The following is a 25,074-nucleotide window of genomic DNA, read 5'->3' on the forward strand; positions in this document are numbered from 1 at the left end:
TGGGCCACGCATGTGGGTGGCTGGGCTGATTCCACGGCGTGGGTGGCGGGGGACTTCAACAACGATGGGAAGTCTGACATCGCCGCGTCCTGGAACGACGGTGGCGCGCTGTCCACCGCGGTTTACCTCTCGGATGGTTCGCGGTTCCCGGGGTGGACTCAGTGGAGCAATCGTGATGGTGGCTGGATTGACGCGCCCAGCCAGAAGTGGGTCGCCGGGGACTTCAACGGTGACCGGAGGACTGATATCGCGGCCATCTGGAATGACGGTGGCACGAACACGATCACGGTGAGTCAGTCGACCGGTTCGAGTTTCACGCGCAGGCACTGGGCCACGCATGTGGGTGGCTGGGCTGATTCCACGGCGTGGGTGGCGGGGGACTTCAACAACGATGGGAAGTCTGACATCGCCGCGTCCTGGAACAGCGGCAGCTGAAGCTCGTTGCGGAAGCGTGTGATCGTTTAAGCCTTCTCGCATGCGATCTCGGGCGGGCAGCTGACCTTCACGCCGCCGAACCTGACCCGGGTACCGCCGGGCACGCTCAGCCGGTAGTCGGCGCCGCAGTCGCCGCCCCCGCACTCGTAGCCGATGGCCATGCGGTGCTCGCTCCACGACTCGGTGTGGCGCTTGGGGCCGGTCCAGCGCAGCCTGCGGTCGACCACGACCTCGCCCGCCGGCCCGGTGACCACGGTGATCGTCACCGGGCCGCTGGAGTCGACCTCCAACTCGTCTCCGGTCAGTCTGTACGTGCCGCGGGTGGTCTCCGAAGCGGGCACGATCGGCTCGCGGCTGTTGCTGTGGATCAGTACCGCGCCCCCGGCGATCGCGGCGGCGGCCAGCAGGGTGGTGACTCCGAGGATCTTCTTCATGCCTCAAAGGTAGGAACTCGCGGCCCCGGCGAACGATGGTGCTGCGTTCCCACTTGAGGGTGATGCTGGCACCACCCTCGAACCGGGGGTCATCTCCCTCCGCCGTGCGGCGGGGGAGGAGATCATCCGTTGGTCCATGTCGCGCCGTGATCGGGACTTCTAGCGTCAGGACCATGTTGCACGCACACCGCTGGCTTGCCACCGCCATCGCAGGGCTGGCCATGCTTCCCGCACTACCCGCCCACGCCGTCTCGGCCACTCCGGCCTGGTGTCCCACGGTCCCCGGTCACCAGGTCGAATGCGACACCGTCAGCCGTCCGCTCGTCCAAGCCGACCCGGCGCTCGGTACCGTCGACGTCGCCTACGCCCTCATCCGCCGGTCCGCCGGCTCGGCCCCGGCCGCCGGCACCATCGCCGTCAACCCCGGCGGGCCCGGTAACGCGCCCATCCCCCTCAGCGGCTTCTACACCGACCTGCTCGGACCGCTTCTCGCCGACCACGACCTCCTCCTGGTCGATCCGCGGGGCACGAACGCCTCCGGCGCCCTGGACTGCGGCCTCACCCTCGACACCCTGGCCGGACGGGCCGCGGTCCAAAGCGCCGTCGCGCGCTGCGGTGCCGTACTCGGCCCTCGAAGCCGCGGCTACACCGCCACCGCCGTCAGTGACGACATCGACGCCGTCCGCGCGCGCATCGGCGTCGAACGCCTCCATCTCATCGGGCAGTCCTACGGCACCTACCTCATGCAGGTCTACGCCCGCCGCCACCCCAGCCGCGTCGCGTCCATCGTTCTATCAGGAGTTCTACCGGTCGACGCCGACCCGCTCCAGGGACCAGGCGCCCGAGCCTTCCCCGGCATGCTGCGCGCCGTCTGCGAACGCAGCGCCGGAGCGTGTGACGCCGACACCGCCGTCGCCGATCTGCGGACGTTCGCCACCCGCCTCCGCGCACGTCCGGTCACGCTCGTCGTGCCCGATCCCGGTGGCGGTGCCAGCCGTACGGTGACCTTCACCGAGGGAATGCTGGCCGGCCTGGCCCTGCAGAACGCCGCCAGCAGCAGCCGCGGAAACCCCGCCGTCATCGGAGTGATGGGCCGCTTTCCCGCCATGCTGCACGACGCCGTGCGCGGGGACTACGGACGGCTCACCGCCTTGGTCCAGCGCCTGTGGCCCAGGCGTGGCGGCGACATCAACGAATCGACGGCCGCCGCCATGGGCTGCAACGACTTCCCCGTGCTGTGGCGGCCCGGCGCACCGTTGACGCAACGCGCACGACAGTACGGCAGAGCGCTGGCGCGCACGGCACCCGGCCTGACCGGGCCCTTCAGCCCCGAAGCAACCGGTTCGGCCCGCTATGGCTTCGGTGACTTCTGCCTGCGGTGGCCGAAGGTGAAGGGCGTACGCCCGTACAGGCCGTCGGGCACCGCGCCGGACGTACCGGTGCTGCTGCTCTCCGGCGACCTGGACGCCAACACACCCGCCGCGCAGGCGGCGCAGGTCGCCCGATCATTCACCCGCGCCCGCCAGGTCGTGCTGCCCAACCTCGGCCATCTGGTGGACTTCGAACGCAGCGGCTGCGTCACGGGCCTTGTCTCTCGGTTCATCCGCACCGACGACCCCGGTTCCACGGCATGCGCCGCTCTGATCCCACCCCTCAAAGTCGAACCCGTCACCCCATAGCTCCAACGCCGTTCAGTTAGGGAGAGGGCGGTTCGTCAGGGCCGGTGAACAAAACAGCGGAGTCGCTGTAGAAGAGGTCTGTCACTCCGAGACATCCTCACCACAGGGGCTCCGCTGCCGGAACAGGTTGCCGATGCCGGGACACCTGGGCGAACTGACCTGGATCGCCCCGTTCGAGACGGTCGATGAGGTGCTAGTAGTACCCCTTCCGTCCGTCGAGGAGTTCGCGCATCGCGTCCAGGTGGCCGACGTGGCGGGCGGTCTCCTCGACCATGTGGATCAGGATCCACCGCAGGGTCGGGGCGTGGTCCGGCTGCCCGCCGACGTCGTCCAACGAGTGGGCCGCGGTGATCTCGTTCGAACGCGCGTACTGTGCCTCGAACTCGTCCAGCAGCCGGGCCAGCGGTACGCCGTCGGCCATCATGTCGGCGTTGAACGGCAGATCCTTCCGGAACTGCGGGTTCGTCTCCTCGGGCTCACCGAGGAAGATCACGTTGAACCAGCAGTGCTCGGTCCACCGCATGTGCGAGACCAGCCCGGCCGGTGTCATCAGCGGAGACTCCGGCAGCACGGCACGGTGCTCGTCCTCGGCCCGCAGCCCCTCCAGCTTGTGGCGCACCAGCACCCGCTGCAGGTCCAGCCACCCGACCAGCTGGGTCCGTTCATCCGCGACGAGGGGAGGCCGTCGCTCGTAAAGGCTCATGCCCGGAACCTAACCGCCGGACAGGCAGACCGTACGGCCGAAGCGGACGTCGATCGATCGACGGTCCGAAGCGTCGATCGATCGTCAGGCCCGGGGGAGGCGCAGGACCATCCGTGTCTGCGGGCCGTCTCCGACGCCGAGGTCGCCGCCGTGGTCGCGGGCGATGTCCCGGGCGATGGGCAGCCCGAGTCCGGTCCCTCCGGCGTCGCGTGAGCGGGTGCGGTCAAGCCGGGTGAACCGTTCGAACACCCGCTCCCTCATCTCCGGTGGAATCCCCGGACCGTCGTCCACGACCTCCAGGACGGCCTCGTCGCCGTGGCCCCGTACCGAGACCCGCACCATCGAGTCGCCGTACCGGTCGGCGTTGGACAGCAGGTTGGTGAACAGGCGGGCCAGCCGCAGCCGGTTGCCCTGCACGTACACGCCGGGCTCGACGTCCAGCGTCAGTGAGAGCCGGCAGGGCCGCCGCCCGCTCTCGTCCTCGACCAGTCGCCCCAGGTCGACGCGTTCCTGCGAGACGGGTGCCCCCGCGTCGAGCCGGGCCATGAGCAGCAGGTCCTGCACGATGTCGGCCAGCCGCTGCACGTCGTCCAGGGCCGCCCGCCAGTCGGCCTCGGTACGCTCCTCCATCCCCGCCTCCAGACGCACCATCAGGCCACTGATCGGGTTGCGCAGCTCGTGGGAGGCGTCGGAGACGAAGCGGCGCTGCCGTTCGACGGCGTTCTCCAGCCGGTTCAGCGTCTCGTTGGCCGTGGCGGCCAGTTCGGCCACCTCGTCTCCGGTGGACGGAACCTCGACACGTCCGCTGAGGTCTTCGGCGCTGAATCGCTCCAGGGCCCGTCTGATCCGTTCGACGGGTGCCAGGACGCGGCCGACGCCGTACCAGGCGCCCCATCCCATCAGGGCCAGAAGCAGCGCGGACGAGCCGAACAGGAGGGCGGGCAGGAGAGGCGAGTTCACCATGAACGGCTCTTCCATGGCGGCGTAGGCCACGACCGGGCCGTACACGGTGGCGCGGTTGCTGGTGCCCACGATCACCATGCAACGCCCCGCCTGGCACACCCGGTCGTCGACCCGTGAATCGCCTCCGGCCGGCCTGGCCTGAGTCAGCGGCGGACGGCCCTCCAACCTGCGGGAGGAGACCAGGACGCGGCCCTGGTCGTCCACGATCTGCAGGAGCCGGACATCGCCCTGCGGTGGGATCGGCCCGGGGAACCGCCGGTCGTCGATCATGGTGGTGAGGTGGCGGCTGGCGGCGGCGGCCTGGTCGGTGAGCTGGGCCCGCACCCGCGCCGGGTAGGTGACCGAGATCGTCGCCGCTCCACCCAGGATGACCAGGCCGAACGCGACCACCGTCGTGATCGTCATCCGGGCTCTGATGGAGTGAGCGCGCGCCATGTGTCCGACTGTGCCAGGACCACCACAAACACCAGGTCAAATGCCCTTCCGGGGTGAGCTCATGGTCGAAAGGTCACCGGCCGGTACGGCTTCCGCGCCCTGATGACCTTCATGGGGCTTGGAGATGGGGCCTGGACGTGAGGTCTGGGCGTGAAGTCTGAGCGCGAAAATCAACGATGGACAAAGCTCTACGTGTTTGATTCATTACATACGGTGTTGGAAATGCTTGAGTGATCTTCCCGAATCGGTCGAAAAGGAAAAATCACGATGAAGGCAACGATCTCCACCGTACGAATCGCCGCCGGTCTGTGCGCCCTGGCAGTCAGCGGGGCGATGCCGGCCGTCGCCCCCGCCGCGTCGGCGGCGACCTCGGTCCCCGCCCCGTTGTTCAGGGCGAAGCTGATGGTCAACCACAGCGGCAAGTGCCTGGACGTCCCCGGCGCGAACCAGGCCGCCGGGCAGCCCGTACAGCAGTGGCACTGCTACGACGCCCCCGACAACCAGACGTGGAACCTCGTCGCCGCCTACAACAGCGACCTCGCGGACGGGTTCGTCGCGGACAACTACTACACGATCCGTGCCCAGCACAGCGGCAAGTGCCTGGAGGTCCAGGGCGGGGCCACCACTGACCAGGCGTCCGTCATCCAGCAGGCCTGCGACACCAACCACCGCACGACCCAGCAGCAGTGGAAGCTCGTCCAGCGGCCCAACGGCTACTTCAGCCTGGTCGCCCGCCACAGCGGCAAGTGCCTGACGGTCCCGCGAGGCAACCTCACCGACGGCGTCCTCGTGGTCCAGCAGGACTGCTCAAACGACCTGCCCTACCAGGAGTGGAAGCTCCTCTGAGCCACCTGTCATGACCGGCCGCCGCGCTGTGGAACCGGTGACAAATCCTCGCGCGGCGGCCGGTGGGTGTCGGTGCCGGCTGACAAGATGACCGCCATGCCTTACGACCCCACCCCCGCCCCGGTTCGCGAGGAGTTCCACGGTCTTCTAGAGCACCTCGACGCCGTTCGGAGTCGGCCTTCCGGCCGTGTCCTCACGGGCATCACCGACCTTGACGCCCTTCTCGTCTCCCTGAGTCCCGGCACCCTGTCCGTCGTGGCCTCCCGTCCCGGCGTGGGAAGCACGACCCTGCTGCTCGCCTTCTGCCGAGGCGCCGCCCTCACCGACGACACTCCTACTCTGCTGGTCAGCTACGAGTCCTCCCGGCGTGACCTGCTCACCCGCATCGCTTCGGCCGAGGCCCGCGTCAGCCGGCACGCGATGCGCTGCGGCACCCCGCACGACATCGACCGCGCCAAGCTCGCCCAGGTGACACCCCGCATCGCCGAAGCCCCGCTGTTCCTGGCCACTCCCGCCGACTGGACCCTGGGCGAGTTGAGCGCCCGCATCACCCATGCCTGCACCGACGAGCCCGGGGTCCGCCTGGTCGCCATCGACGGCCTGCGGCACATCCGCCCCGACGCGCGTGGTGGCACTCACGAGCAGGAGGTCGCCGAAACCGTCCAGACCCTCAAGGCGCTCGCCGTACGGCTGGAGGTCCCCATCATCGTCTCCACCGACCTCGACCTCCCGTCCGAGGCGGGTTCCAACCGGCCGCCGGACATGTACACCGACCTGTGCGCCCCCATCGCCCGCACCGCCGACCTTGTCGTCCTGGTGCACCGCGACGACGCCGCCGAGCGTGAATCCTCCCGCGCGGGGGAGGCCGACCTGATCGTGGCCAAGGACCGCAACGGCCCCACGGCCTTGATCACCGTGGCCTTCCAGGGGCACTACGGTCGCTTCGTCGACATGCCACATGATGTGGACGTATCTCAGCACGGCTGATGTTTCGGCTCGCGGTGGGACGGACGACCGCGCGCCTTCGGGTTGTCGGCGAAGGGGTTTTCGATGATCGGCAGGCTGCAGTGCGTGGTTCTGGACTGCCCGGACGTTCTGGAACTCGCACGGTTCTACCGGTCGCTCCTGGGTGGCGTGGTCAATCGGCCTGATCCTCGGTGGGCGGTCGACGACGACTTCTCGACCCTTCACACCGGCTCCGGTCTTGTGCTCGCGTTCCAGCGGGTGGAGGACTACCGGCCGCCCCGATGGCCCGACAGCGCGCACCCGCAACAGTTCCACCTGGACGTCGACGTCCCCGACCTCGACCAGGCCCAGAACGAGGTCCTCAGCCTCGGCGCCACACTGCTCCACGCCGACCCCCGAGGCTGGAGGATCCTCGCAGACCCGGCGGGTCACCCGTTCTGCCTGCTCAGGGGTGACGGCTAGCACTACGCCGATGGACTATCCCTGCGTGCGCGGGGAGCACGGCAGCACGCGGCCAAGTACTAATGAGGAGTGGGGACCATCCCCGCGCGGGGATGGTCCTGCCCTATTTCACTCGCCCCGCAATGTGTTGTCGTGCTCCCCGCGCATGTGGGGATGGGGTCGTAGGGTCGGGGGATGTTGGTTTGGGTTAACGGGCCTTTTGGGGGCGGGAAGACGCAGACGGCTCATGAGCTTCGGCGGCGGTTGCCGGGCAGTGTGATCTGTGATCCGGAGCATGTCGGGTTCGGTCTGCACCGGATGCTGCCGCCGGAGTTGCGGGGCGACTTCCAGGATCTGCCCGCCTGGCGGCACGGCGTTCACGAGATGCTTGAGCTGGTCCTCGGCAAGCACGACGGGCCGGTGATCGTGCCGATGACGGTCGTGGAGCCGGAGTACTTCAGGGAGATCGTCGGCCGGTTGCGGGAGAACGGCCATGACGTACGGCACTTCGCGTTGCTGGCCGACCGGGCGACCGTGTTGCGACGGTTGCGTGAGCGCGGCTTCGGCCAGGTCGTGCGGTTCTTCGCGGGGAGCAAGGTCGCCCTGGGGCGGGAGAGTTTCGCCGTGGCCAAGCTCGACCGGTGCCTGGAGCGGCTGCGCGGTGAGGAGTTCGCCGAGCACATCTGGACCGACCACATCACCGTCGCCCAGGTCGCCGACCGGATCGCCTCCTCGACCGGACTGAAGCTCGCCCCGAACACCGACGGCCGACTACGGGGACGCGCCCGCCGAGCGGTGACGGGCCTCAGGCACATTCGTTTCGACTGAGCGTTCCCGGGTGTTTCCGTGGACGAGACGAATTCGTGGCCTTATCGGTGCGCCGATGTGGCAGGTGGAAAAATCCTCCCGGGGGGCTGAAAATCGCCTTCGGAAAATAGAATGATTTTCATGGAGGACGATAAGGCGTACACGGAACGGCACGCTCTGTCATTCGGGGGTGTCGCCCGGATTTACGACGACGCCCGGCCGGACTATCCGGACGAGCTTTTCGAGTACATCGCGGGAAGGCTCCCCGGGCCGAAGGTGCTCGAAATCGGGGCGGGCACGGGGAAGGCCACGATGGGGCTCGTCGACCAGGGGCTCACGGTGACGGCCGTCGAGCCCGACCCCCGGATGGCGGCCATCCTGCCGAGCCGCGCCGGGGGACAGGTCGGGGTCGAGGTGGCGACCTTCGAGTCGTTCGCGGCGGCCGGGCCGTACGACGGGCTGGTCAGTGCGCAGGCCTGGCACTGGACCGACCCGGAGACCCGGATGGACCGGGCCGCCGCCCTGTTGCGGCCCGGCGGGTTCCTGGGGCTGGTCTGGAACTGCGGCCCGCTCAGGCAGGAGGAGGTCGTCGCCGCGATCCGCGCGATCTACGACGACTTCGGGCTGTCCGACCTCGATCGGCCCGCTGAGCCGATCACCGGGGCCGAGGCCGAGACGATCCAGGATCCGGAGACCTGGCCGGGCGACGAACTGGACGCGCACCCCGGGTTCGAATATCTCGGCAGTGTCCTTTTTCCGTGGCAGGAGACTCTCAGGGCCGCGGAATTCGGCGCCTATCTGCGTTCGACGTCCTATTTCCAGACGCTCGGGCCGGAGAGAGGTGAGTCCCTGCTCGGGAGCATAACCACGATGATTCACCGGGATTTCGACGACCTGGTGACCGTCGACTGGACCACTCAGTGTTATGAGGCCGTGAGGCTGGGCTGAACCAGGGCTCCGGACTCCATCGCGACCCAGATCTCGCCGTCGGGCCCGACCGTGAGCCCGTGGGGTTCGGCGCCCTCCAGGGGATACTCCTCGATCCGGCCCTCGGTGGTGACGCGGCCCAGTCTGCCCGTGCCCCACTCGGTGAACCAGAGGGCGCCGTCCCGGCCGGTCACGATGGCGTGCGGCCTGGCGGCTCGGTCGGGCAGCGGGAACTCGCTGATCGCGCCGGAGGTGTCGATCCTGCCCACCTGGCCCGCGCCGATCTCCACGAACCACAGCGCCTCGTCCGGTCCGGCGCAGATGCCCACCGGGGCGGCGCCCGGTGTGGGCAGCGCGTACCGCGTCACCTCGCCGTCGACGGTGACGCGGCCGATCGCGTCGCCCTGGTTGAGGGTGAACCAGAGAGCGCCGTCGGGTCCCGCGGTGATCGCCGACGGCATCGCGCCCTCGGTCGGCAGCCGGTGGAGGGTGATGTCGCCCGACGTGGTGATACGTCCGATCCGGTCGCCCTGGAGCTGGGTGAACCACATGGCCCCGTCGGGGCCCGCGGCGATGCCGTACGGCGACTCCACGTCGAAGGCGGTGACGGTGCCGTCCAGGGTGATCCGCCCGATCCGGCCGCCGACGAACTCCGTGTACCACAGCGCCCCGTCGTGCCCCGGGGTGATCACCGTGGGCTGACCGTCGGCGGGATCGAGCTGGAAGATCGTGGGTTCCTCGCCCGGCACGACCCGCCCGATCTGTCCCTGGTGGACGAGCGTGAACCACAGCGCGCCGTCGGAACCGGTGACGACGCCGTAAGGTGAACCGTTGATCAACATATGTCGCCCCCTGAGAGTTCGATCTCCGTGCCGGTGAAACGGCGCCGCAGCGCCCGGTCGTGCGTGACCACCACGAGCGCGCCGCCGTAGCCGTCGAGCGCCTCTTCGAGCTCCTCGACCAGAGTGAGCGAGAGGTGGTTGGTGGGCTCGTCGAGCAGCAGCAGGTCGTGTTCGCCCGCCAGCAGTACGGCGAGCGCCAGCCGTCGCCGCTGTCCCACCGACAGGGCGCCGACCTTGAGTTCGAGCGCCTCCGGAGGGAACAGGCCGGTCGCCAGCAGCGCCTCCTCCTCCCCGCCGTAGGTCTCGATGACCGTCCTGTCCGGGTCGAACGTCACCTCCTGCGGGAGGTAGCCGGTCCGCGCGCCGGCCTCTGCCGCGATCGCGGCGAGCAGCGTCGACTTGCCCGCGCCGTTGGGCCCGTGGATAAGCAGCCGGTCGCCCGCCGCGATCCGCAACCGGTCGAGTCGCACGAGCGTGCCCGTGCGCGTACCGGCGGGCGCGAACGTGCCGTGGAAGCGCAGCGGCCTGGGCGGGCGTGGGACCGGGTTCTCCTCCAGACGGCGCAGGCGCTCCTGGGCCTGCCGTACGCGTGAGGCCACCGAGCTCTGCACGCGCCCGGCGTTGCGGTCGTAGGCCATCTTGTTGTTGTCCTTCATGGCCCGGCCGACGGCGACGCGGTGCGCGGTGGTCGCGGCGAACTCCTTGACCTGCCGGATCTCCTCCCGCCAGTCGGCGTGGGCCTGTTCCCGGCGCAGCCTGGCCGCCGCCTTCTCGGCGAGAAACCCGCTGTAGCCGCCGCCGAACCTGGTCGTCGTGCCGTCCTCGACTTCGAGGATCGCCGTCGCCACCCGGTCCAGGAAGGTCCGGTCGTGTGAGACCGTCACCACCGTGCCCCTGTGCTCGCGCAGCCGGTCCTCAAGCCAGGTCACCGCCGCCTCGTCGAGGTGGTTGGTCGGCTCGTCGAGCAGCAGGATCTCCGGCGAGGCCGCCAGCACGCAGGCCAGGCCCAGCCGTGCCTGCTCGCCGCCGGACAGGCTCGACAGCACGCGTGAGCGCTCGATCCGTGACAGACCCAGCCCGTGCGTCGCCTTGTCCACCCTGGCGTCGGCCTCGTAGCCGTCTCTGGCCTCGAACGCGGTGAGCAGCTCGCCGTACCTGTCCATGTCCTGCGCCTCGGCGGCCTCCTGGATGCCGCGTTCGAGCGCGCGCAGCTCGGCCAGGGCGGCGTCGATCGTCTGTTGGACGGTGTGGTCGCCTGGCAGGCCGAGGGTCTGGCTCAGATAACCGACACCACCTGCTGCCGAAACCGTCACCTCGCCGTCGTCCGGTGTCTCCGCCCCGGCGATGATCCGGAGCAGCGTGGACTTGCCGGAACCGTTCTCGCCCACGATCCCCGCGCGTTCGCCGGGGCGGACGCTGAGGGTGACCTGGTTGAGGACCCGGCGTTCGCCGTACGACTTCGAGACTCCCTTGAGGGAGAGCTGTGTGGTCAGTGAAGAACTCCAATCGCAACTCGTGTTGCTTTAAGCTAGCAGGGTCAAGGCACTTAATGCAACTGGAGTAGACTTTGGAGCAGCGTCCCGGTGGTCGCAGCGCTCGCGTGCGCGACGCCGTACGGCAGGCGACCCTCGCCGAACTGGCCGAACGTGGCTACGGCGGACTGACGGTGGAGAACGTGGCGATCCGCTCGGGTGTCCACAAGACGACCGTGTACCGCCGCTGGGGGAGTGTTGAGGGACTGATCGCGGACGCGCTGGAGCTCGCGCGTGAGGAGCCGTGGCCGATGCCCGACACCGGCTCCTTCCAGGAGGATCTGCGGGAGATCGTCCGGCTGGTGCAGAGCGGGTTCGCCGACCCCGTCGCCGGCCCGATCTCCGCCGCGTTCGTGACGGCCGCCGTGCAGAACGGCGACGCCGCACGATCCCTGCACGACTTCTTCACGGCCCGCCACGAGCAGGCGGCCGAGGTGGTACGGCGAGCCGTCGAACGGGGCGAGGTGCCGGCGGACACGGACGGCGCCGACGTGATCAGGATGGCCGTCGCCCCGATCTACTACCGGCTGTTCGTCACCCACGAGCCGGTCACCGAACACGACGCGGTACGCGCGGCCGACGCCGCTGCCGCCGCCGCCCGCGCGGGCGTCATCCCAGCACTCCAGCCGTAGACCTGACCATGGAGCGCGAACGACCCGCCGCCGGCGACGGCCGATCCGGGTACGGCTTCGGCGGCATCAGCTCTTCGCCGCCCTCGCACGGGCGGGTGCCGCATTCCGTCGCGCGTTCGTGCAGGATGAGCACTCCGTTTGCCACGTCCGCGTGCCGGAATTCGTGAGAGTGGAGATCATGCCTGAACACGGCAACTGGACCATGCACCACTTTTCGCAGGCGGGGGACAACGTTCCCGGTCTGTTGCGCAAGGTGGCGGAATCAATCGAAGAGCTGGGTGAGGTGGAGGTTCACGACTTGATTCTGCACACCGAGATCGGCTGTGAGGACGGGAACGAATACTCGGTCACCGTATATTTCGGCTATCCCGCATAGTGGCGATCCTGCCTCGGCAGAGAAGAGCGGTTCGGGTGAGTCTTTCGCGCTTCCTGGGAGAGACGTGCGCCAGGCCCCCGGGTTTCCCGAGCCCCGGGGGCCACTCGCATCCAGGGATGCCCTTACCCGGCGGCTCCCAACAGCACTGCCGATCCCTGGCTCCCGAACCTCGTGTGGCGGGTGGGGGAAGATGCCGTTTCCGCCCTCCCACCGACCGAGGAGACCCCGCTGAGACGGGGGACGCCGTTGCCCGTCCCGGGAGGCACCGCAGTCCTTTCCGTACTCCACGAGGTGGGAGGGCGTCATGGACAACTCTGTGCCGACGGCGGGCGCCGAACAATCCGGGACGGCATCCGTAGGGGTACGTGGTTTTTGCCCGCCGTACCCACAGGCCCCACGGACCCTACGGATCCCACGATCCAGTGCCCGCGCCCCACGCCACACGGCCCCACGGCTCACGCCCCACGACCTACGATCCCCGGGCCTCCGGCCCCACGGTCCCAGCGAGGAAGGGTCAGTCGTCGAGCAGGTCGGTTCTGGATTGTTTGCCGAGTTTCTTGAGGGTTCTGGCGACGTGCTGTTCGACCGTACGGGGAGACAGGAACAGCGCCTGGGCGATCTCGCGGTTGGTCCGGCCCTTCGCCAGCAGTCTGGCCACGTCCTGTTCGCGGGGGGACAGCACGTCGCCGTACCCCCGGCGGCCCCGCTTGGACGGCTTGACCGTCCCGTGGCTGCGCAGGCGGTACCTGCACCGGTCGGCGTCGCGGGGCGCGCCCATGGCGGCGAAGCCGTCGGCGAGTGCGGACAGCTCCTCGGTCGCCCGCGCCGCCTCGGCCCCGCCCCGGTCCATCCGGCACAGCGCGGCCTGTTCGGCGGCCAGCGCCGCGTAGTACGGCGCGGGCAGCGCGCGGTAGAGGTCCCTGGCCCGTTCGTAACCGTCGAGGGCCAGGGCCGGGTCGCCGGAGGCACGGGCCAGCCAGGCCCCGGCCATCTCCAGGGCGGCGGCGGCCATCGGGGTGTCCTTGCCCTTGATGTTGCGTTCCAGTTCCCGGGTGAGCTGCCTGGCGTCGTCCGTCCTGCCGACCTCGACGAGTACGGCGACCGCGACGGGGACGAGTTCCCCGGTCCAGGACCAGACGCCCTTCGCGCGGGCGACGGCCAGGCCGCGTTCGATCTCGGCCAGGGCGAGCGCGTTCTGCCCCTGGGCGAGCCTGAGCCTGGCCAGACCGGCGAAGCCGCCGATGGCGATCGGGGTGATGGCGTCGTGCGGGGCGGCGACGCCGGTCACGGCCAGGCGTTCCTCCGCCTCCTCCCAGTCGCCGCGGACGATCGCCAGTGAGCCGAGGACGAGGGAGAGTTCGCTGGCGACGGGGAACAGGTCGTGGTACTCGTCGAGCAGGTCGGTCGCGCGTTCGGCCAGGCCGTTCCACTCGCCGAGGAACCAGGAGAGCCTGGCCTGGGAGGCGCGGGCGGTGCTGACGACGAACGGCGCCCCGGAGTCGATGGCCAGCCGCAGACCCGTCTCAAGCAGGGTCCTGGCCTGGTCGTGGTGGCCGACGCAGGTGCAGGCGTCGGCCATGTTGCAGTGCACCCGGGCGAGGTGCCGCTGTTCGCCGGTGGTCAGCGGCGCGGGGGGCGACAGGAACGCCAACTCCCGCAGGACGCTCGGGTCGCCGGTCTGTATCAGCGACGACAGGTGGTTGGCCAGCAGGGACAGGCGAACCTCGCCCTCGGAGGCCTTGATCAGCTCGCGCAGCCGTTCCCGCCACAGCAGGACCTGTGACACCGGAGCCGTGCCGTAGAAGGGCTGCGCCAGGACGGAGACCCCTCTGGCGAGCAGGTGGGGGCGTTCGCCGAGCTCGTCGAGGGCCGTCTCGATCACGGCACGCCCCGCTTCGAGACCGCCGATCTGCCGCACCAGGAGCATGCCGAGGAAGAGCCGCACCTCGCCCCTGGCGGCGGTCGAGAGCCGGGGGTCGCTCAGCAGCCGCTCCAGGGTGGCCACCGGGTCGTACTGGTCGAGGCCGGTGTGCGCGACCTGGCCGAGTTTGACCGCCAGCCGGTCGACGTCACGGGCGGGCAGCCCCGGGTATCCCAGCAGGCGCTGGAGCAGGCCGGTGGCCGCCGAGACGTCGCCGACCTGCGCGGCCAGGTCGGCGGCCCGCTCGCCGTAGCGCAGCGCGAGCGCGGCGTCCCCGGCGTGGTGGCTGTGTTCGGCCATCCGCACCACGGGCCTGGGGACGCGGTGTTCGAGCGCCCGCAGCGCGCGGGCGTGCAGCCGCTGCCTGTCGTAGCCGGGCAGCGTGTCGTAGACGGCCTGCCTGGCCAGCGAGTGGCGGTAGCCGTAGGAGCGCTCGTCGATCTCGTACAGCACGCCGTTGCCGAGCGCGGAGGCCAGGGCCTCGTGGCAGCGCCGTTCGGTCAGCCCGGCGACCTCGCTCAGCAACCCCACGTCGACGGGCGTCTCCAGTACGGCCGCCGCCTGCGCGAGCCGTACGGCCGGCAGGGGCATGCCGGTGAGGCGTTCGGCCATGGCCTCCCGCAGCAGCACCGGGACCTCGACGTTCTCCAGCAGTTGCCGGGTCGCCCGGCCTCCCTCGGCCGAGTCGCGCAGGGCGAGCAGGGTCTCCTCGACGACGAAGGGGATGCCGGCCGTGCGTTCGTACAGTTTTCCGGCGAACCGGGTGGAGATGTTCCTGCCGAGGAGGGCGGCGGCCAGGACGCGCACCTGGGCGCGGTCGAGCGGGCGCAGGTTCACCAGGACGCTCGCCGCGCCGGGCGGGGGACGGTAGGCGCTGCCCAGCGGCACCCCGCCGGGCACGTCCTCGCGCCGGTAGGTGACCACGATCGACAGGTTGCGCGGCAGGTCGGCCATCAGGAAGCGGAGCAGGTGCCGTGAGCCGTCGTCGGCCCACTGGAGGTCCTCGACGACGAGCAGCGCGGGCCCGACGCCGGAGAGCAGTTCCCGGACGGCGCGGAACAGCCGGTGGCGTTCCGATCGCGGGTCGCCGGTCGGCTCCGGCGCCTCGGGCAGGTAGGCCGACAGTTCGGGCAGCAGCGCGCGCAGCACGCCGGTGACCGGGTTGAGCCGGTTGCGGGCCAGGGAGGGCGGGACGGGCGGGTGGGCGAGGCCGCCGAGCGCCTCGATGACCGCGCCGTAGAGGAACGGCTCCCGCAGTGACTGGCAGCGGCCGAGCATGATGCGCAGGTTCCGCAGCGGGGGACGGCCGAGCAGCTCTCTCAGCAGCCTGCTCTTGCCGACTCCGGCCTCGCCCTCGATCATGGCCACCGCGGGCTGTTCGGAGAGCGTCGCGGTCAGTGACTCCAGCTCGGTCTCACGTCCCACGAGGACGGGTGACGCCGTTCGCGCCGGACCGTACGCCTCGTGCCTTGGAGCCGTGGCCATCGCATGCCCCTGTCCGCATCGCCGTGCAGCACCACGTGGAGTGAAAGCGTAAGTGAACTCATAGTGGTTGTGAACACCAGTTTTTCGGTGGATTACGTAGCTCTACGGAGGTTCCTACGGATTGCGTTGTGTTGGCCCCAGGGAGATGGTGCTTCGGTACGGCTGTTGGGCATCCCCTGACGTTCGGACGGGGGGTATGACGAGGAGACGATGAGGACGCGAAATGTCCATGACGGCGCATCGGCAATCTCGTCCGTGCGTGTTTCTTGAGGGTGAGTGCCGGGAGAGGACCCCGGGGCGGTGGGCGACCTGCTGGGCCAGGTGCTGGGCGGCGCGCTGGGACGCGAGCTGGGACGCCCGGTGGGGTACGGTCCGCCCGGTCGGCCTGCGCGCGTTCGCGGCCACGCCCTCCTCGGTTCCCGACGCCCGTGCGTGGGTGCGTGAGCTGCTCGAGGACTTCGACGGCGCGTCCTCCGACCTTCTCGACGACGTGTTGCTGCTGCTGAGCGAGGTGGTCACCAACGCCGTCGTGCACTCCGACTCGGCACGTCACGAGGAGGGGCTGGTGACGGTGCGTGTCGGCGTGGGCAACGGCATGGTCCACGTCGAGGTGCTCGACGCCGGATCGGCGACGGGTGGCCCCGCCGTACGGGAGGCAACGGCGGACGGCCTCGGCGGCCGGGGGTTGTTCCTGGTGGACCTGCTGTCGGCCGACTGGGGCTCACACTGCGGCGACATGGGCGGAGCCGTGTGGTTCAGGGTCGGCACCGCCCACTCCCCGAGCAACACCCTGGCGGGCTGACCATTTCATTTCGGGCATGCGCTCCGCGGAACAAGCGTGTCCTGCGGAGGATTGTTCATGTCCCTGCCCTGGCCCTGGCCCGTCCAGTAAATTCCGAGTTCCGCCTTCGGTGTGCCGTCTCCGGTCCGGACGACGAGGAATTCCGAGCGGTAGTCCTGGCCGTCGAGTGTTCGGCCGTGAACCTTCAGCTGCCAGGCCTCGCCGTATCCGTCCGCCGCGGGAAGATGGACGGCCCGCTTCACGACCGGCCTGTTCCCGGGTAACAGGCAACGCCTCAGGGCGTCCTTCAGAAGGGTGTCGCACGTCTGGTCGCTACGCGCGAACCGGGCGCAGAAGTCCGTCACCCCGCTTTTCTCGACCCCGGCGACGGTTTCATGGAACACCGATTCCGCCATGTCCCGTGTGAAGGCGGAGGGCGTCACATGATTGTCCGGACCGGAGTCGCAACCTGTCGCCGTCAGTACGACGGCGATGCCGACAACGGCGGCTCGGCGTGCTGTCGGAATCATCTCGTTCCTTTCCGTCGGCTTCGTGCTCGGCCCCGTTCCGGAGAACGCGCGCCGTCGTTCAGACGCCGAGTTCGTCGCAGAGGTCGGCGTAGTGGTCCAGGTGGTCGGGGTTGCTCCGGTAGTCGCCGAGGCCGATCGTGTCGAACTCGTCCATCGGGGGTGACGCCTGGACGCCGAGGAGGGCGAGGGCGTCGTTGATCGACGCCCGGTCGGTCGTCAGCCGCCGCTCACCGGCGAACGCGGCGGCCCACTGGTCGCCGAAGCCGGCGAAGTAGTCGGTCTGGATGATCGCGAACCGTGGTTCCTCGGCGCCGGTCACCTCGCGGACGAGGTCGCACAGCACCGTCTCGCCGGGGAAGGTCGCGGGGAGGCCGTCGGGCAGGTCGAGCCGTGTGTCACCGCCCCGGGTGGCGGCCCAGTAGGCCGAGAAGTAGTGGTCGATCGGGAGGACGCTGACGCCGTCGCGCACGAGTTCGGCGCGCAGTCCCACCGAACGGGCTCGGTCGGCGTCGATCCGCCCGGCCACGACGAGAGCGCAGATATGGTGTCCCACGCCCGAATCCTACTGTCCGGTTACGTGCCCTTTCGGGGGGTAACCGGTGCTGAAGGGCAATGTTTGACGTTCCGAAATGGCCCGCTGAGCTGCGAATATATGGCGGGAAAAGCCTAATGTCATGAGATCGATATCACGCTGACATTGCCCCGAAATACCAGCTCCATCACTGTGCGGCGTCCGAACTTGTTCCGGGGCGCCGTTTACCCGGAATGTGGCGGCAACGGATGTAATCGCTGCTCGGGGAGGCGGTGCCATGCCGAGGCCTACGGCACTGGTCGTGCGCCGCGCGCTCAGTGAACCACTGCTGTTGTTCGCGGCTTTCGGGGCGATCCTGCTCGCCACGACCACACTGGTCGGGCTGAGCGTCTACGCCACCTCGGTGGTCGACGCGGGTGTCCGCCGTACGCTGGAGACCGTTCCCATCGAGGTCTCCGGCTCCGTGGTCAACGCGCCGGTGCACGAGGGCACCTTCGAGGCGACGGACAAGGCCCTGCGCGCGCAGTTCGCCGAGACCTACGCGGGCCTGCCCGTCGTGGTGACGGCGCACGGCCAGTCGGACTCCTACGCCATGCCCGGCCAGGAGCGCAGGTCCAAGCCGGAGCTGCTGAGGTTCGGCACCCAGCAGGGTCTCGCCGAGCACGCCCGTCTCGTCAAGGGCGCCTGGCCGAAGACCGGGACCGAGGTCGTCGAGGCCGCGATCACCGGCGTCGTCGCGCGGGACACCGGAATGGCCGTCGGGGACTCCTTCACGGTCGAGGGACGACTCGACAAGTCGAAGGTCCGCGTCAAGATCGTCGGCGTCTTCGAACTGAAGGACTCCCACTCGGGCCGCTGGATGGGGCAGCCGTTGCTCACCCGGGGCATCGAGATCGGGGGCTACGTCACCCACGGACCGCTCATGGTGCCCGAGGAGGCGTTCCTCGACCGGTTCGCCGCGGGCACCTCGGTCTCCTGGCTGGCCGTTCCCGACCTGCGCTCCCTGCCGAGGGAGGGGTTGCGTTCCCTGGCCGCCGAGGTCGGCGCCATGCAGGGGGTGCTCAAGCGAAGGCCGGGTTGTGAGGGCTGCACGCTCGCCACCCGGCTGCCGGAGCGGCTGAACCAGCTCGCGACCGCGACCCTGGTCGCCCGCTCGACCATGCTCGTGCCGGTGCTGCAACTGCTGCTGCTGGCCGCCTACGCGCTGACGCTGACGGCCCGGCTGCTGGCCGACCACCGGCGCACGGAGACCGCGCTGCTGCGCTCCCGGGGCGGCGGTGCCGTACGGCTGGCGCTGCTCGCGGCGGGGGAGGCGCTGCTGGTCGCGCTGCCGTGCGCCGCGCTCGCCCCACCGCTGGCCCTGCCGCTGCTCAGGGCGGTCAACGCCATCCCCTGGGCGGGGGCGTCGGGCGCTTCGGTCGCGGTCGATGTCGGGCCGTCCGGCTACCTCACCGCCTACGTGGTCTCGGTCGCGGTGGCGCTCGGCTGCGCCGTACTGATGACGCTGCCCGCGCTCAGCGGCTCCCGCCGCACCTATGTGGCCGAGCAGACGGCGCGTGGACGCGGCCAGCGGTACGGCCCGCTCCAGCGGGCGGGCGCGGACGTGGTGCTGCTCGTCGTCGCGGCGCTCGCGGTGTGGCAACTGCAGCACTACGGCGCCCCGGTCACCGCGACCGCCGGAGGCGAACTGGGCATCGACCCGCTGATCGTGGCCGGTCCCGCCGTCGCCCTGCTCTGCGGTGGCGTGATCGGGCTGCGCGTCGTGCCGCCCGTCTCCAAGGTCGCGGAACGGCTCGCCGCCCGCCGCGTCGACCTGGCGCCCGCGCTCGGCGCCTGGCAGGTCAGCCGCCGTCCGGGACGCTACTCGGGGCCCGCGCTGCTGCTGACCATGGCCATCGCGATCGGTGTGGTCAGCATGGCGACCACCGCCACCTGGCGCGGCTCCCAGGAGGACCAGGCCAGGCACCAGGCCGGGGCCGACCTGCGGGTGGCCGCGCCGCCGGAGAACGCCGAACTGGGACCGCTCGGCAGGGCGGCGGCCTACGCGTCGCTGCCCGGCGTGACCTCGCTCAGCCCGGTCTACCAGAGCGGCGGCGAACTGGCGGGTGAGGAGACGACGCTGCTGGCCGTCAACGGGAGCGAGCTGCCCGGCATGCTCAAGCTCCGCCCCGACCTGTCGAACGAGACGATCGGCGCGCTCGCCGGCGGACTCACCGCGGCACGCCCTGAGCTGCCCGGCCTGGCGATCCCCGGACGCCCGGAACGGCTGCTCGTGCGGACCCGCCTCACCGTCCAGGACCCCGCGAAGACCGAGGACTACGCCAACGCGGGGCTGATGCTGACGGTCGTCGACGGCGCGGGCACGAGGTATCCCGTCCGCTTCTTCCCCGGCCTCGGGGAGCGAGAGACGGCACTCGACCTGACGCCGCTGCGTGGACGGAGCGGGCGGCTGACCTACCCGCTGACCGTCGCCGCGATCGTCGTCGACGTGCCGTTGCCGATCGAGGGGGCCGGCTTCGAGGCGGCCGTGCTCGGCGTCAGGACGGGGGACGGCGCCCAGATCACCGTGCCGGAGGGGACGCGGCTGGCCCACGGGGTCTCGGCCACGACCGCCAGGGAACGTGGCTTCGAGACCGGGGAGGGGCTGTTCACCGCCTCGTTCGAGGCCCCGCCGCGCCGCGAACCGTTCGACGCGCTCGCTCCGCAGCGGGTCACGGTCGTCCCCGTGGCGAAGGAGGTGCGGGAAGAGGCGGTGTTCTTCAGCGAGGGAACCCCGCAGGGCGACCATCTCGGCCCGCTGCCGATCGTCCTCACCGCCGACCTGGCCGCCAAACTCCACCTGACCACGGGCGCGACGGCCAAGGTCACCCTCGACCGGCGCACCACCGTGATCAAGGTCGCCGGGATCGTGGAAGGGCTGCCGGGGACGACGCCCGGTGTGCCCGCCGTACTGCTCGACTGGCAGACCATGCAGGCGTGGGACATGCTCGGCCATCACAACCCGCGCATGCCGACCGAGTGGTGGCTGAGCACGGGCGGGGCCGAGACCACCGGGGCGGCCGCCGAACTCAGCCGCCACCCCGGCTGGGAGACGACCGTGGTCGACCTGTCCTCGCTGGCCGACGGCCTCAGGGACGACCCGCTCGCCGGCGGGCTCAGAGGGGCGCTGACGCTCGGCTTCCTGGCCGCGCTCTCCTTCGCCGTCCTCGGCTTCGTCGTCAACGCCGCCGTCGCGGCCAGGGAACGAACGTCCGAGTTCGCCATCCTGGGCGCCCTCGGCGTCGGCTTCCGGCAGGTGTTCACGATGCTCGCGGTCGAACAGGCCTTCCTGATCGGCCTGTCCCTGGCGGCAGGGACCGGGGTCGCCGTGGTCGTCGCGTCGCTGGTCGTGCCGTACATCGTGCTGACGGGCCAGGCCACGGCCGTGACCCCGAGGGTGCTGCTGGACATTCCGTGGCCGGCCACGCTGGGGCTGCTGGTCACGGTCGCCGTGCTGCTGTTCGCGATCGTCGCCGTACTGGCCCGTGCGCTGCGGCACCGGGGCATGGGCGGCGCCCTGCGGATCGGGGAGGACCGATGAACCCCTGGACACAGGTACGAGTCAACCGGGGCGTCGCCGCCGTGCTCGGCCTGCTGGTGCTCAGCGCCTGCCTGCTGGTCGCGGCCGTGCCCAAGGTCACCCAGACCGCCTACGACGAGGCACTGCGTGACGCCATCGCCAAGGGCGAGCCGAACCGTACGGACCTGACGGTGGTCAGCAGGCGCAACAGCCCCCCGCAGGAGCCGCTTACCCCGGACGTGCTGCTGGACGCGGACCGGAGGTTCAGGGCGGAGCTGCCTCCCGGACTCCGCCAGGCCGTGACGGCGCCGGGTGCCGGGAGCAGCCACTACGTGGTGCGCAAGAGCGAGAACCCCGCGCTCGCCGTGGACGACCAGGTGCGTTACTACCAGTACCTGAACCTGGGCTGGATCTCCGGCACCGAGCGATATGTCCGCTATGTCGAAGGCCGTCCACCGGGGACGCCGAAGCGGCTGGACGGCGGACCGCTGTTCGAGGTGGCGCTGGAGAAGAAGGCGGCCGAGGACATGAAGATGCCCGTCGGCTCGACCGTGCGGCTCGGCGGCCTGCAGAAGCTGTCCGCCAAGGTCACCGGGCTGTTCGAGCCGATCGAGCCGGACAGCGGCTACTGGCGGCACAACGAGGCCTTCCGCCAGGTCATGAAGATCCGCAAGCCCGGGGCCGACGCCGACGACTGGTACGCCACCGGGCTGGTCGCGGAAACCGCCCTGCCCGAGCTGGGCGCGATGTACACCAACGTCACCTACCAGTGGGTGATCGGCGTCAACGGCCCCGCGGTCACGACCCTGCGGGCGCCCGAACTCACCGAGGCGGTACGCGCCTTCCGGGGGGCCGTCCCGGTCGTGCTCGACGGCACCTCACCCGGCTCCCTCGACACCGGGCTCGACTCGCTGCTCGACGAACACCTGAGCCGGATGCGCGTCGCGGAGTCGCTGCTGCTGTTCGTCATCGGGGGCCTGCTCACCGTTTCGCTCGGCGTGATCGCGCTGGCCGTACGGCTGCTGGCCGAACGCATGCGCCACAGCCTGGTCCTCATCCGGGCCAGGGGCGCCTCCCTGCCCGGGATCGCCGCGACGACCGCCGCGACGGTCGCGGCGGTCGCGGTGCCCGCCGGGGTGGTGGGCTACGCCCTGTCCTACGCGCTGCCCGGACCGCTCACCCTCTTCGTGCACCTCGGCCCGCTCGTCGTCGTGGCCGTCACCGCGCTGCTGGCCGCCGGGCAGGCCCTGGGCCACCGGTGGCCGCGCGCCGACCGGCGTGACGACGTCGCGACCTCCCGCCCCTCGCCCCGGCGGATCACCGCCGAGGTGGCGGTCGTCGTGCTCGCCCTCGCCGGGACCTACCTGCTGCGTCAGCGCGGGCTCACCACCCAGACGGGCGAACGGGGCTCCGACCCCTTCCTGATCCTGGTGCCCGCCGGGCTGACCGTGGCCGTCGCGCTGGTCGTGCTGCGCTGCTACCCCTACCCGTTGCGCCTGGCCGTACGGCTGGCCGCCAGGCTGCGGCCCGCGGTGCCGTTCCTCGGCCTGACCCTCGCGGCCAGGGCCAGGCCCGCCGCCACGCTGTCGGTGCTGATCCTGCTGCCCGCGCTGGCGGTCGCGGTGTTCGGCGTCGTGATCTCCGGCGGGCTGGCCACGACGCAGCAGACCTCGGGATGGCAGCAGGTCGGCGCCCGCGCCCGGCTGGACAGCGCCCTGCCCCTCACCCCGGAGGCGGTCGAGAAGATCAGACAGGTCCCCGGGGTCAGGAACGTCGTCCCCGCGACGCGGAGCACCGCCATGGTCAAACCCGACATGCAGCAGGTCATCGTGCTCGGCGTCGACACGCGCGCCTACCGGGCACTGCTGTCCGGCAGCCCCCTGGTCCTGCCGGACGCGCCGGTGCTGGTCTCGCCCGACCTCGCAGGCCGGGGGCCGATCGAGCTGCTCGGCAAGACCTCGCGCGCGCTGACCCCCGGCGGCGTCGTCACCGGCCTGTCCCGCGTGTACGGCGGCGGCCCCCTGGTCGTGGCCCCGCCGGACGGTTCCCCGGTCAACACGGTGTTCATCGACGGCGCCGGCATGGACGCCAAGCAGCTGAGGGCCGCGGCCGGCATGCCGGACGTGCAGGTGGCGAGCCTCGACGACGTCCTCGCCGGCATCGCGGGAGCGCCGTTCACCGCGACGATCGAACGGGCCTTCACCGTCGTCACGATCGCCCTGGTCGGCTACGCGCTGGCCGCGGTGCTCGTCGCCCTGGTGACCGGCGGCGCGGACCGCACCGGCACCCTGTCCCACCTGCGGGCCCTGGGACTGTCGACGGCCCAGGCCCGCCGTCTGACCGTGCTTGAGATCTCCCCGATGATCGTGCTGACCGCGCTGGCCGGGATGCTGCTCGGTCTCGCGCTGCCCGCCGTACTGGGGCCGGGGATCGATCTGCGGGCCTACACCGGGGGTCTCGCGGTGGAGGTCTATCCCGCCGACCTGACCACACCGGTCCTGTTGACCGCGGGCCTGGCGGCGGCGGCCGTCCTCGGGGCCTTCGCGTACGCGACGCTCGGGCGCGCGGTCGCCCCGCGCCTGAGAAAGGGAGAGTGACGGTGAGCGGACTGGCGGACACCTCGCTGGCGGAGCTTGAGGCCGAGGCCGTACGGCACGGCCCCGCCTTCGGGGAGGGCGCGCACATCCTGTGCGACAACCTGGTGCGCATCTACAAGACCGAGGGCGTCGAGGTGGTCGCCCTGCAGGGTCTCGACCTGCTGATCGAGAAGGGTGAGCTGGTCGCGATCGTCGGAGCATCGGGTTCGGGCAAGTCCACGCTGCTCAACGTGCTGTCCGGGCTCGACGTGCCGACCGCCGGGGTGGCCAGGGTCGCCGGGGTCGACCTGCTGGCGATGACGGCGCGCGACCGGCTGAGGTACCGGCGCCAGGTGGTCGGCTTCATCTGGCAGCAGACCGCCCGCAACCTCCTGCCCTACCTGAGCGCCGCGGAGAACGTCGAACTGCCGACGCGCCTGGCGGGCAGGCGGCGGCGCGACCGGGCCACGGAGCTGCTCGACCTGCTGGGCGTCGGGTACTGCGCCAAACGCAGGCCGGCGGAGATGTCCGGCGGCGAACAGCAGCGGGTGGCCATCGCGGTCGCCCTGGCCAACTCCCCGCAGGTCGTCCTGGCCGACGAGCCGACCGGCGAGCTGGACAGCGAGAGCTCGGAGGCGGTGTTCGCCGCGCTGCGCGGGGCCAACCGCGAACTCGGCGTCACCACGGTGATCGTCACCCACGACGCCATGGTCTCCGGGCAGGTGGACCGGACCATCGGCATCAGGGACGGGCGGACCAGCAGTGAGACGCTCCGCCGCGCCTCCTCGGACGGGCTGGTCGTCGCGGAGGAGTACGCCGTGCTCGACCGCGTCGGCCGCCTGCAGCTGCCCAGGGACTTCACGAGCGAGCTGAACATGGAACGCCGGGTCCGCCTGCGGCTGGAGAGCGACCACATCGGTGTCTGGCCCGAGGAGGCGGCCGACGGTCCGGGCAGGGAAACCGCGGGAGAGGGAGACGAGGATGGGGACTGAGGAATCGCTGGTCGCCGTCGAGGGGCTGCGCAGGGTCTACCGGAGCGGCCCCAAGGAGGTCGTCGCCCTGCGTGAGGTGTCCTTCGAGGCCGCCCCCGGGGAGCTGGTCGCGGTCAGGGGGCGTTCCGGGTCGGGCAAGACGACTCTGCTCAACCTGGTCGGCGGCCTGGACCGGCCGGACGCGGGCCGGGTGACGGTCGCCGGGCACGAGGTGACCGCGCTGCCCGAGGAGGGGCTGCTGGCCCTGCGCAGGGACGTGGTCGGCTTCGTCTTCCAGTCGTTCGGGCTGATCCCGGTGCTGTCGGCGGCCGAGAACGTCGGGGTGCCGATGCGGCTCAGCCGTACGCCGACGGCCGCGCGTGAGGACCGGGTGCGGGTGCTGCTCTCCCTCGTCGGGCTGGCCGAGCACGCCGACCAGCGGCCCTACGAGCTGTCCGGAGGCCAGCGGCAGCGGGTGGCCGTCGCGCGGGCACTGGCCAACCGTCCCCGGCTGCTGATCGCCGACGAGCCGACCGGCCAGCTCGACTCGCAGACCGGCCGCCAGATCATGCGGCTGATCCGCGCCCTGGTCCGCAGCGAGGGCGTCACGGCGCTGGTCGCCACACACGACCCCGCCCTGATCACGCTGGCCGACCGGGTCCTCGAACTCCGTGACGGGGTGCTCGCCCCCGCCTGAGCCG

The 25,074-nt window shown here is 70.7% G+C and carries 22 protein-coding genes; 14 read left to right on the forward strand and 8 right to left on the reverse strand.

The features are described from left to right. Nucleotides 1-435, forward strand: a 435-nt coding sequence (locus ACFYY8_RS13180; RefSeq protein WP_390040282.1) for an FG-GAP repeat domain-containing protein, incomplete at its 5' end; no start/stop codon positions are given. A 26-nt stretch (nt 436-461) separates the two neighbouring features. Here ACFYY8_RS13180 and ACFYY8_RS13185 read toward each other — a convergent pair. Further along, nucleotides 462-869 (reverse strand): hypothetical protein, encoded by a 408-nt coding sequence (locus ACFYY8_RS13185; RefSeq protein WP_390040284.1) that lies wholly within the window; start codon nt 867-869, stop codon nt 462-464. A gap of 173 nt (nt 870-1,042) precedes the next feature. On the opposite strand from ACFYY8_RS13185, the gene ACFYY8_RS13190 reads away from it, so the two are divergent. Further along, complete coding sequence (locus ACFYY8_RS13190) at nt 1,043-2,548, forward strand: alpha/beta fold hydrolase (protein ID WP_390040286.1); 1,506 nt, start codon at nt 1,043-1,045, stop codon at nt 2,546-2,548. 193 nt (nt 2,549-2,741) lie between these two features. On the opposite strand, the gene ACFYY8_RS13195 is transcribed toward ACFYY8_RS13190, so the two are convergent. Continuing rightward, a complete protein-coding gene (locus ACFYY8_RS13195; protein WP_390040288.1) occupies nt 2,742-3,251 on the reverse strand; it encodes a DinB family protein in 510 nt (169 codons plus the stop codon). An 84-nt stretch (nt 3,252-3,335) separates the two neighbouring features. Further along, nucleotides 3,336-4,649 carry a sensor histidine kinase gene (locus tag ACFYY8_RS13200; RefSeq protein WP_390040290.1) on the reverse strand — a complete coding sequence of 438 codons (1,314 nt, stop codon included), beginning with the start codon at nt 4,647-4,649 and terminating at the stop codon, nt 3,336-3,338. A 267-nt stretch (nt 4,650-4,916) separates the two neighbouring features. Between ACFYY8_RS13200 and ACFYY8_RS13205 the strand changes: the two genes are divergently transcribed. The 5 genes from ACFYY8_RS13205 (at nt 4,917) to ACFYY8_RS13225 (ending at nt 8,657) form a co-directional block, all read left to right on the forward strand. Next, on the forward strand, nt 4,917-5,495 hold the full coding sequence (locus ACFYY8_RS13205) for an RICIN domain-containing protein (protein ID WP_390040292.1): 579 nt from the start codon (nt 4,917-4,919) through the stop codon (nt 5,493-5,495). A gap of 87 nt (nt 5,496-5,582) precedes the next feature. Continuing rightward, nucleotides 5,583-6,482 carry a DnaB-like helicase C-terminal domain-containing protein gene (locus tag ACFYY8_RS13210; RefSeq protein ID WP_390040294.1) on the forward strand — a complete coding sequence of 300 codons (900 nt, stop codon included), beginning with the start codon at nt 5,583-5,585 and terminating at the stop codon, nt 6,480-6,482. A 63-nt stretch (nt 6,483-6,545) separates the two neighbouring features. Beyond that, nucleotides 6,546-6,923 (forward strand): VOC family protein, encoded by a 378-nt coding sequence (locus ACFYY8_RS13215; protein WP_390040296.1) that lies wholly within the window; start codon nt 6,546-6,548, stop codon nt 6,921-6,923. A gap of 174 nt (nt 6,924-7,097) precedes the next feature. Further along, nucleotides 7,098-7,730: an AAA family ATPase gene (locus ACFYY8_RS13220; RefSeq protein WP_390040298.1), complete on the forward strand. Its 633-nt coding sequence runs from the start codon at nt 7,098-7,100 to the stop codon at nt 7,728-7,730. Nucleotides 7,731-7,850: 120 nt separating this feature from the next. Next, nucleotides 7,851-8,657 (forward strand): class I SAM-dependent methyltransferase, encoded by an 807-nt coding sequence (locus ACFYY8_RS13225; RefSeq protein WP_390040300.1) that lies wholly within the window; start codon nt 7,851-7,853, stop codon nt 8,655-8,657. On the opposite strand, the gene ACFYY8_RS13230 is transcribed toward ACFYY8_RS13225, so the two are convergent. Beyond that, nucleotides 8,633-9,478: a virginiamycin B lyase gene (locus ACFYY8_RS13230; protein WP_390040302.1), complete on the reverse strand. Its 846-nt coding sequence runs from the start codon at nt 9,476-9,478 to the stop codon at nt 8,633-8,635. The two genes, ACFYY8_RS13225 and ACFYY8_RS13230, sit on opposite strands and share 25 nt — an antisense overlap. Then, nucleotides 9,472-10,971, reverse strand: a complete 1,500-nt coding sequence (gene abc-f / locus ACFYY8_RS13235; protein ID WP_390040976.1) for a ribosomal protection-like ABC-F family protein — start codon at nt 10,969-10,971, stop codon at nt 9,472-9,474. Before abc-f ends, ACFYY8_RS13230 begins: the two co-directional genes overlap by 7 nt. Before the next feature lie 74 nt (nt 10,972-11,045). Here abc-f and ACFYY8_RS13240 point away from each other — a divergent pair, with 74 nt between their 5' ends. Together ACFYY8_RS13240 and ACFYY8_RS13245 are read left to right on the forward strand one after the other, a co-directional pair. Continuing rightward, a complete protein-coding gene (locus ACFYY8_RS13240; protein WP_390040304.1) occupies nt 11,046-11,642 on the forward strand; it encodes a TetR/AcrR family transcriptional regulator in 597 nt (198 codons plus the stop codon). A 178-nt stretch (nt 11,643-11,820) separates the two neighbouring features. Then, complete coding sequence (locus tag ACFYY8_RS13245; RefSeq protein WP_390040306.1) at nt 11,821-12,018, forward strand: hypothetical protein; 198 nt, start codon at nt 11,821-11,823, stop codon at nt 12,016-12,018. Between the two features lie 514 nt (nt 12,019-12,532). Here the strand turns inward: ACFYY8_RS13245 and ACFYY8_RS13250 are convergent. Continuing rightward, nucleotides 12,533-15,424: an AAA family ATPase gene (locus tag ACFYY8_RS13250; RefSeq protein WP_390040308.1), complete on the reverse strand. Its 2,892-nt coding sequence runs from the start codon at nt 15,422-15,424 to the stop codon at nt 12,533-12,535. 259 nt (nt 15,425-15,683) lie between these two features. Between ACFYY8_RS13250 and ACFYY8_RS13255 the strand changes: the two genes are divergently transcribed. Continuing rightward, nucleotides 15,684-16,226, forward strand: a complete 543-nt coding sequence (locus ACFYY8_RS13255; protein WP_390040310.1) for an ATP-binding protein — start codon at nt 15,684-15,686, stop codon at nt 16,224-16,226. A 5-nt stretch (nt 16,227-16,231) separates the two neighbouring features. Here the strand turns inward: ACFYY8_RS13255 and ACFYY8_RS13260 are convergent, their stop codons facing one another. Both ACFYY8_RS13260 and ACFYY8_RS13265 read right to left on the reverse strand, forming a co-directional pair. Continuing rightward, entirely contained in the window at nt 16,232-16,735 is a 504-nt protein-coding gene (locus ACFYY8_RS13260) for a hypothetical protein (protein ID WP_390040312.1), read from the reverse strand. Nucleotides 16,736-16,793: 58 nt separating this feature from the next. Next, complete coding sequence (locus ACFYY8_RS13265) at nt 16,794-17,288, reverse strand: hypothetical protein (protein ID WP_390040314.1); 495 nt, start codon at nt 17,286-17,288, stop codon at nt 16,794-16,796. Between the two features lie 256 nt (nt 17,289-17,544). On the opposite strand from ACFYY8_RS13265, the gene ACFYY8_RS13270 reads away from it, so the two are divergent. The 4 genes from ACFYY8_RS13270 to ACFYY8_RS13285 are packed head-to-tail and all read left to right on the forward strand — an operon-like array spanning nt 17,545 to nt 25,070. Further along, on the forward strand, nt 17,545-20,847 hold the full coding sequence (locus ACFYY8_RS13270) for an FtsX-like permease family protein (RefSeq protein WP_390040316.1): 3,303 nt from the start codon (nt 17,545-17,547) through the stop codon (nt 20,845-20,847). Continuing rightward, a complete protein-coding gene (locus tag ACFYY8_RS13275; protein WP_390040318.1) occupies nt 20,844-23,423 on the forward strand; it encodes a hypothetical protein in 2,580 nt (859 codons plus the stop codon). The genes ACFYY8_RS13270 and ACFYY8_RS13275 overlap by 4 nt, the downstream gene beginning before the upstream one ends. 2 nt (nt 23,424-23,425) lie before the next feature. Further along, the gene (locus tag ACFYY8_RS13280; protein WP_390040320.1) at nt 23,426-24,394 is read left to right on the forward strand and encodes an ABC transporter ATP-binding protein; all 969 of its coding nucleotides are present in this window, start codon (nt 23,426-23,428) and stop codon (nt 24,392-24,394) included. Next, nucleotides 24,384-25,070, forward strand: coding sequence for an ABC transporter ATP-binding protein (locus tag ACFYY8_RS13285; RefSeq protein ID WP_352015817.1), 687 nt, complete (start codon nt 24,384-24,386; stop codon nt 25,068-25,070). The genes ACFYY8_RS13280 and ACFYY8_RS13285 overlap by 11 nt, the downstream gene beginning before the upstream one ends. Nucleotides 25,071-25,074: the final 4 nt, after the last annotated feature.

This window comes from Streptosporangium sp. NPDC001559 (assembly GCF_042893955.1).
Taxonomy (GTDB): Bacteria; Actinomycetota; Actinomycetes; order Streptosporangiales; family Streptosporangiaceae; genus Streptosporangium.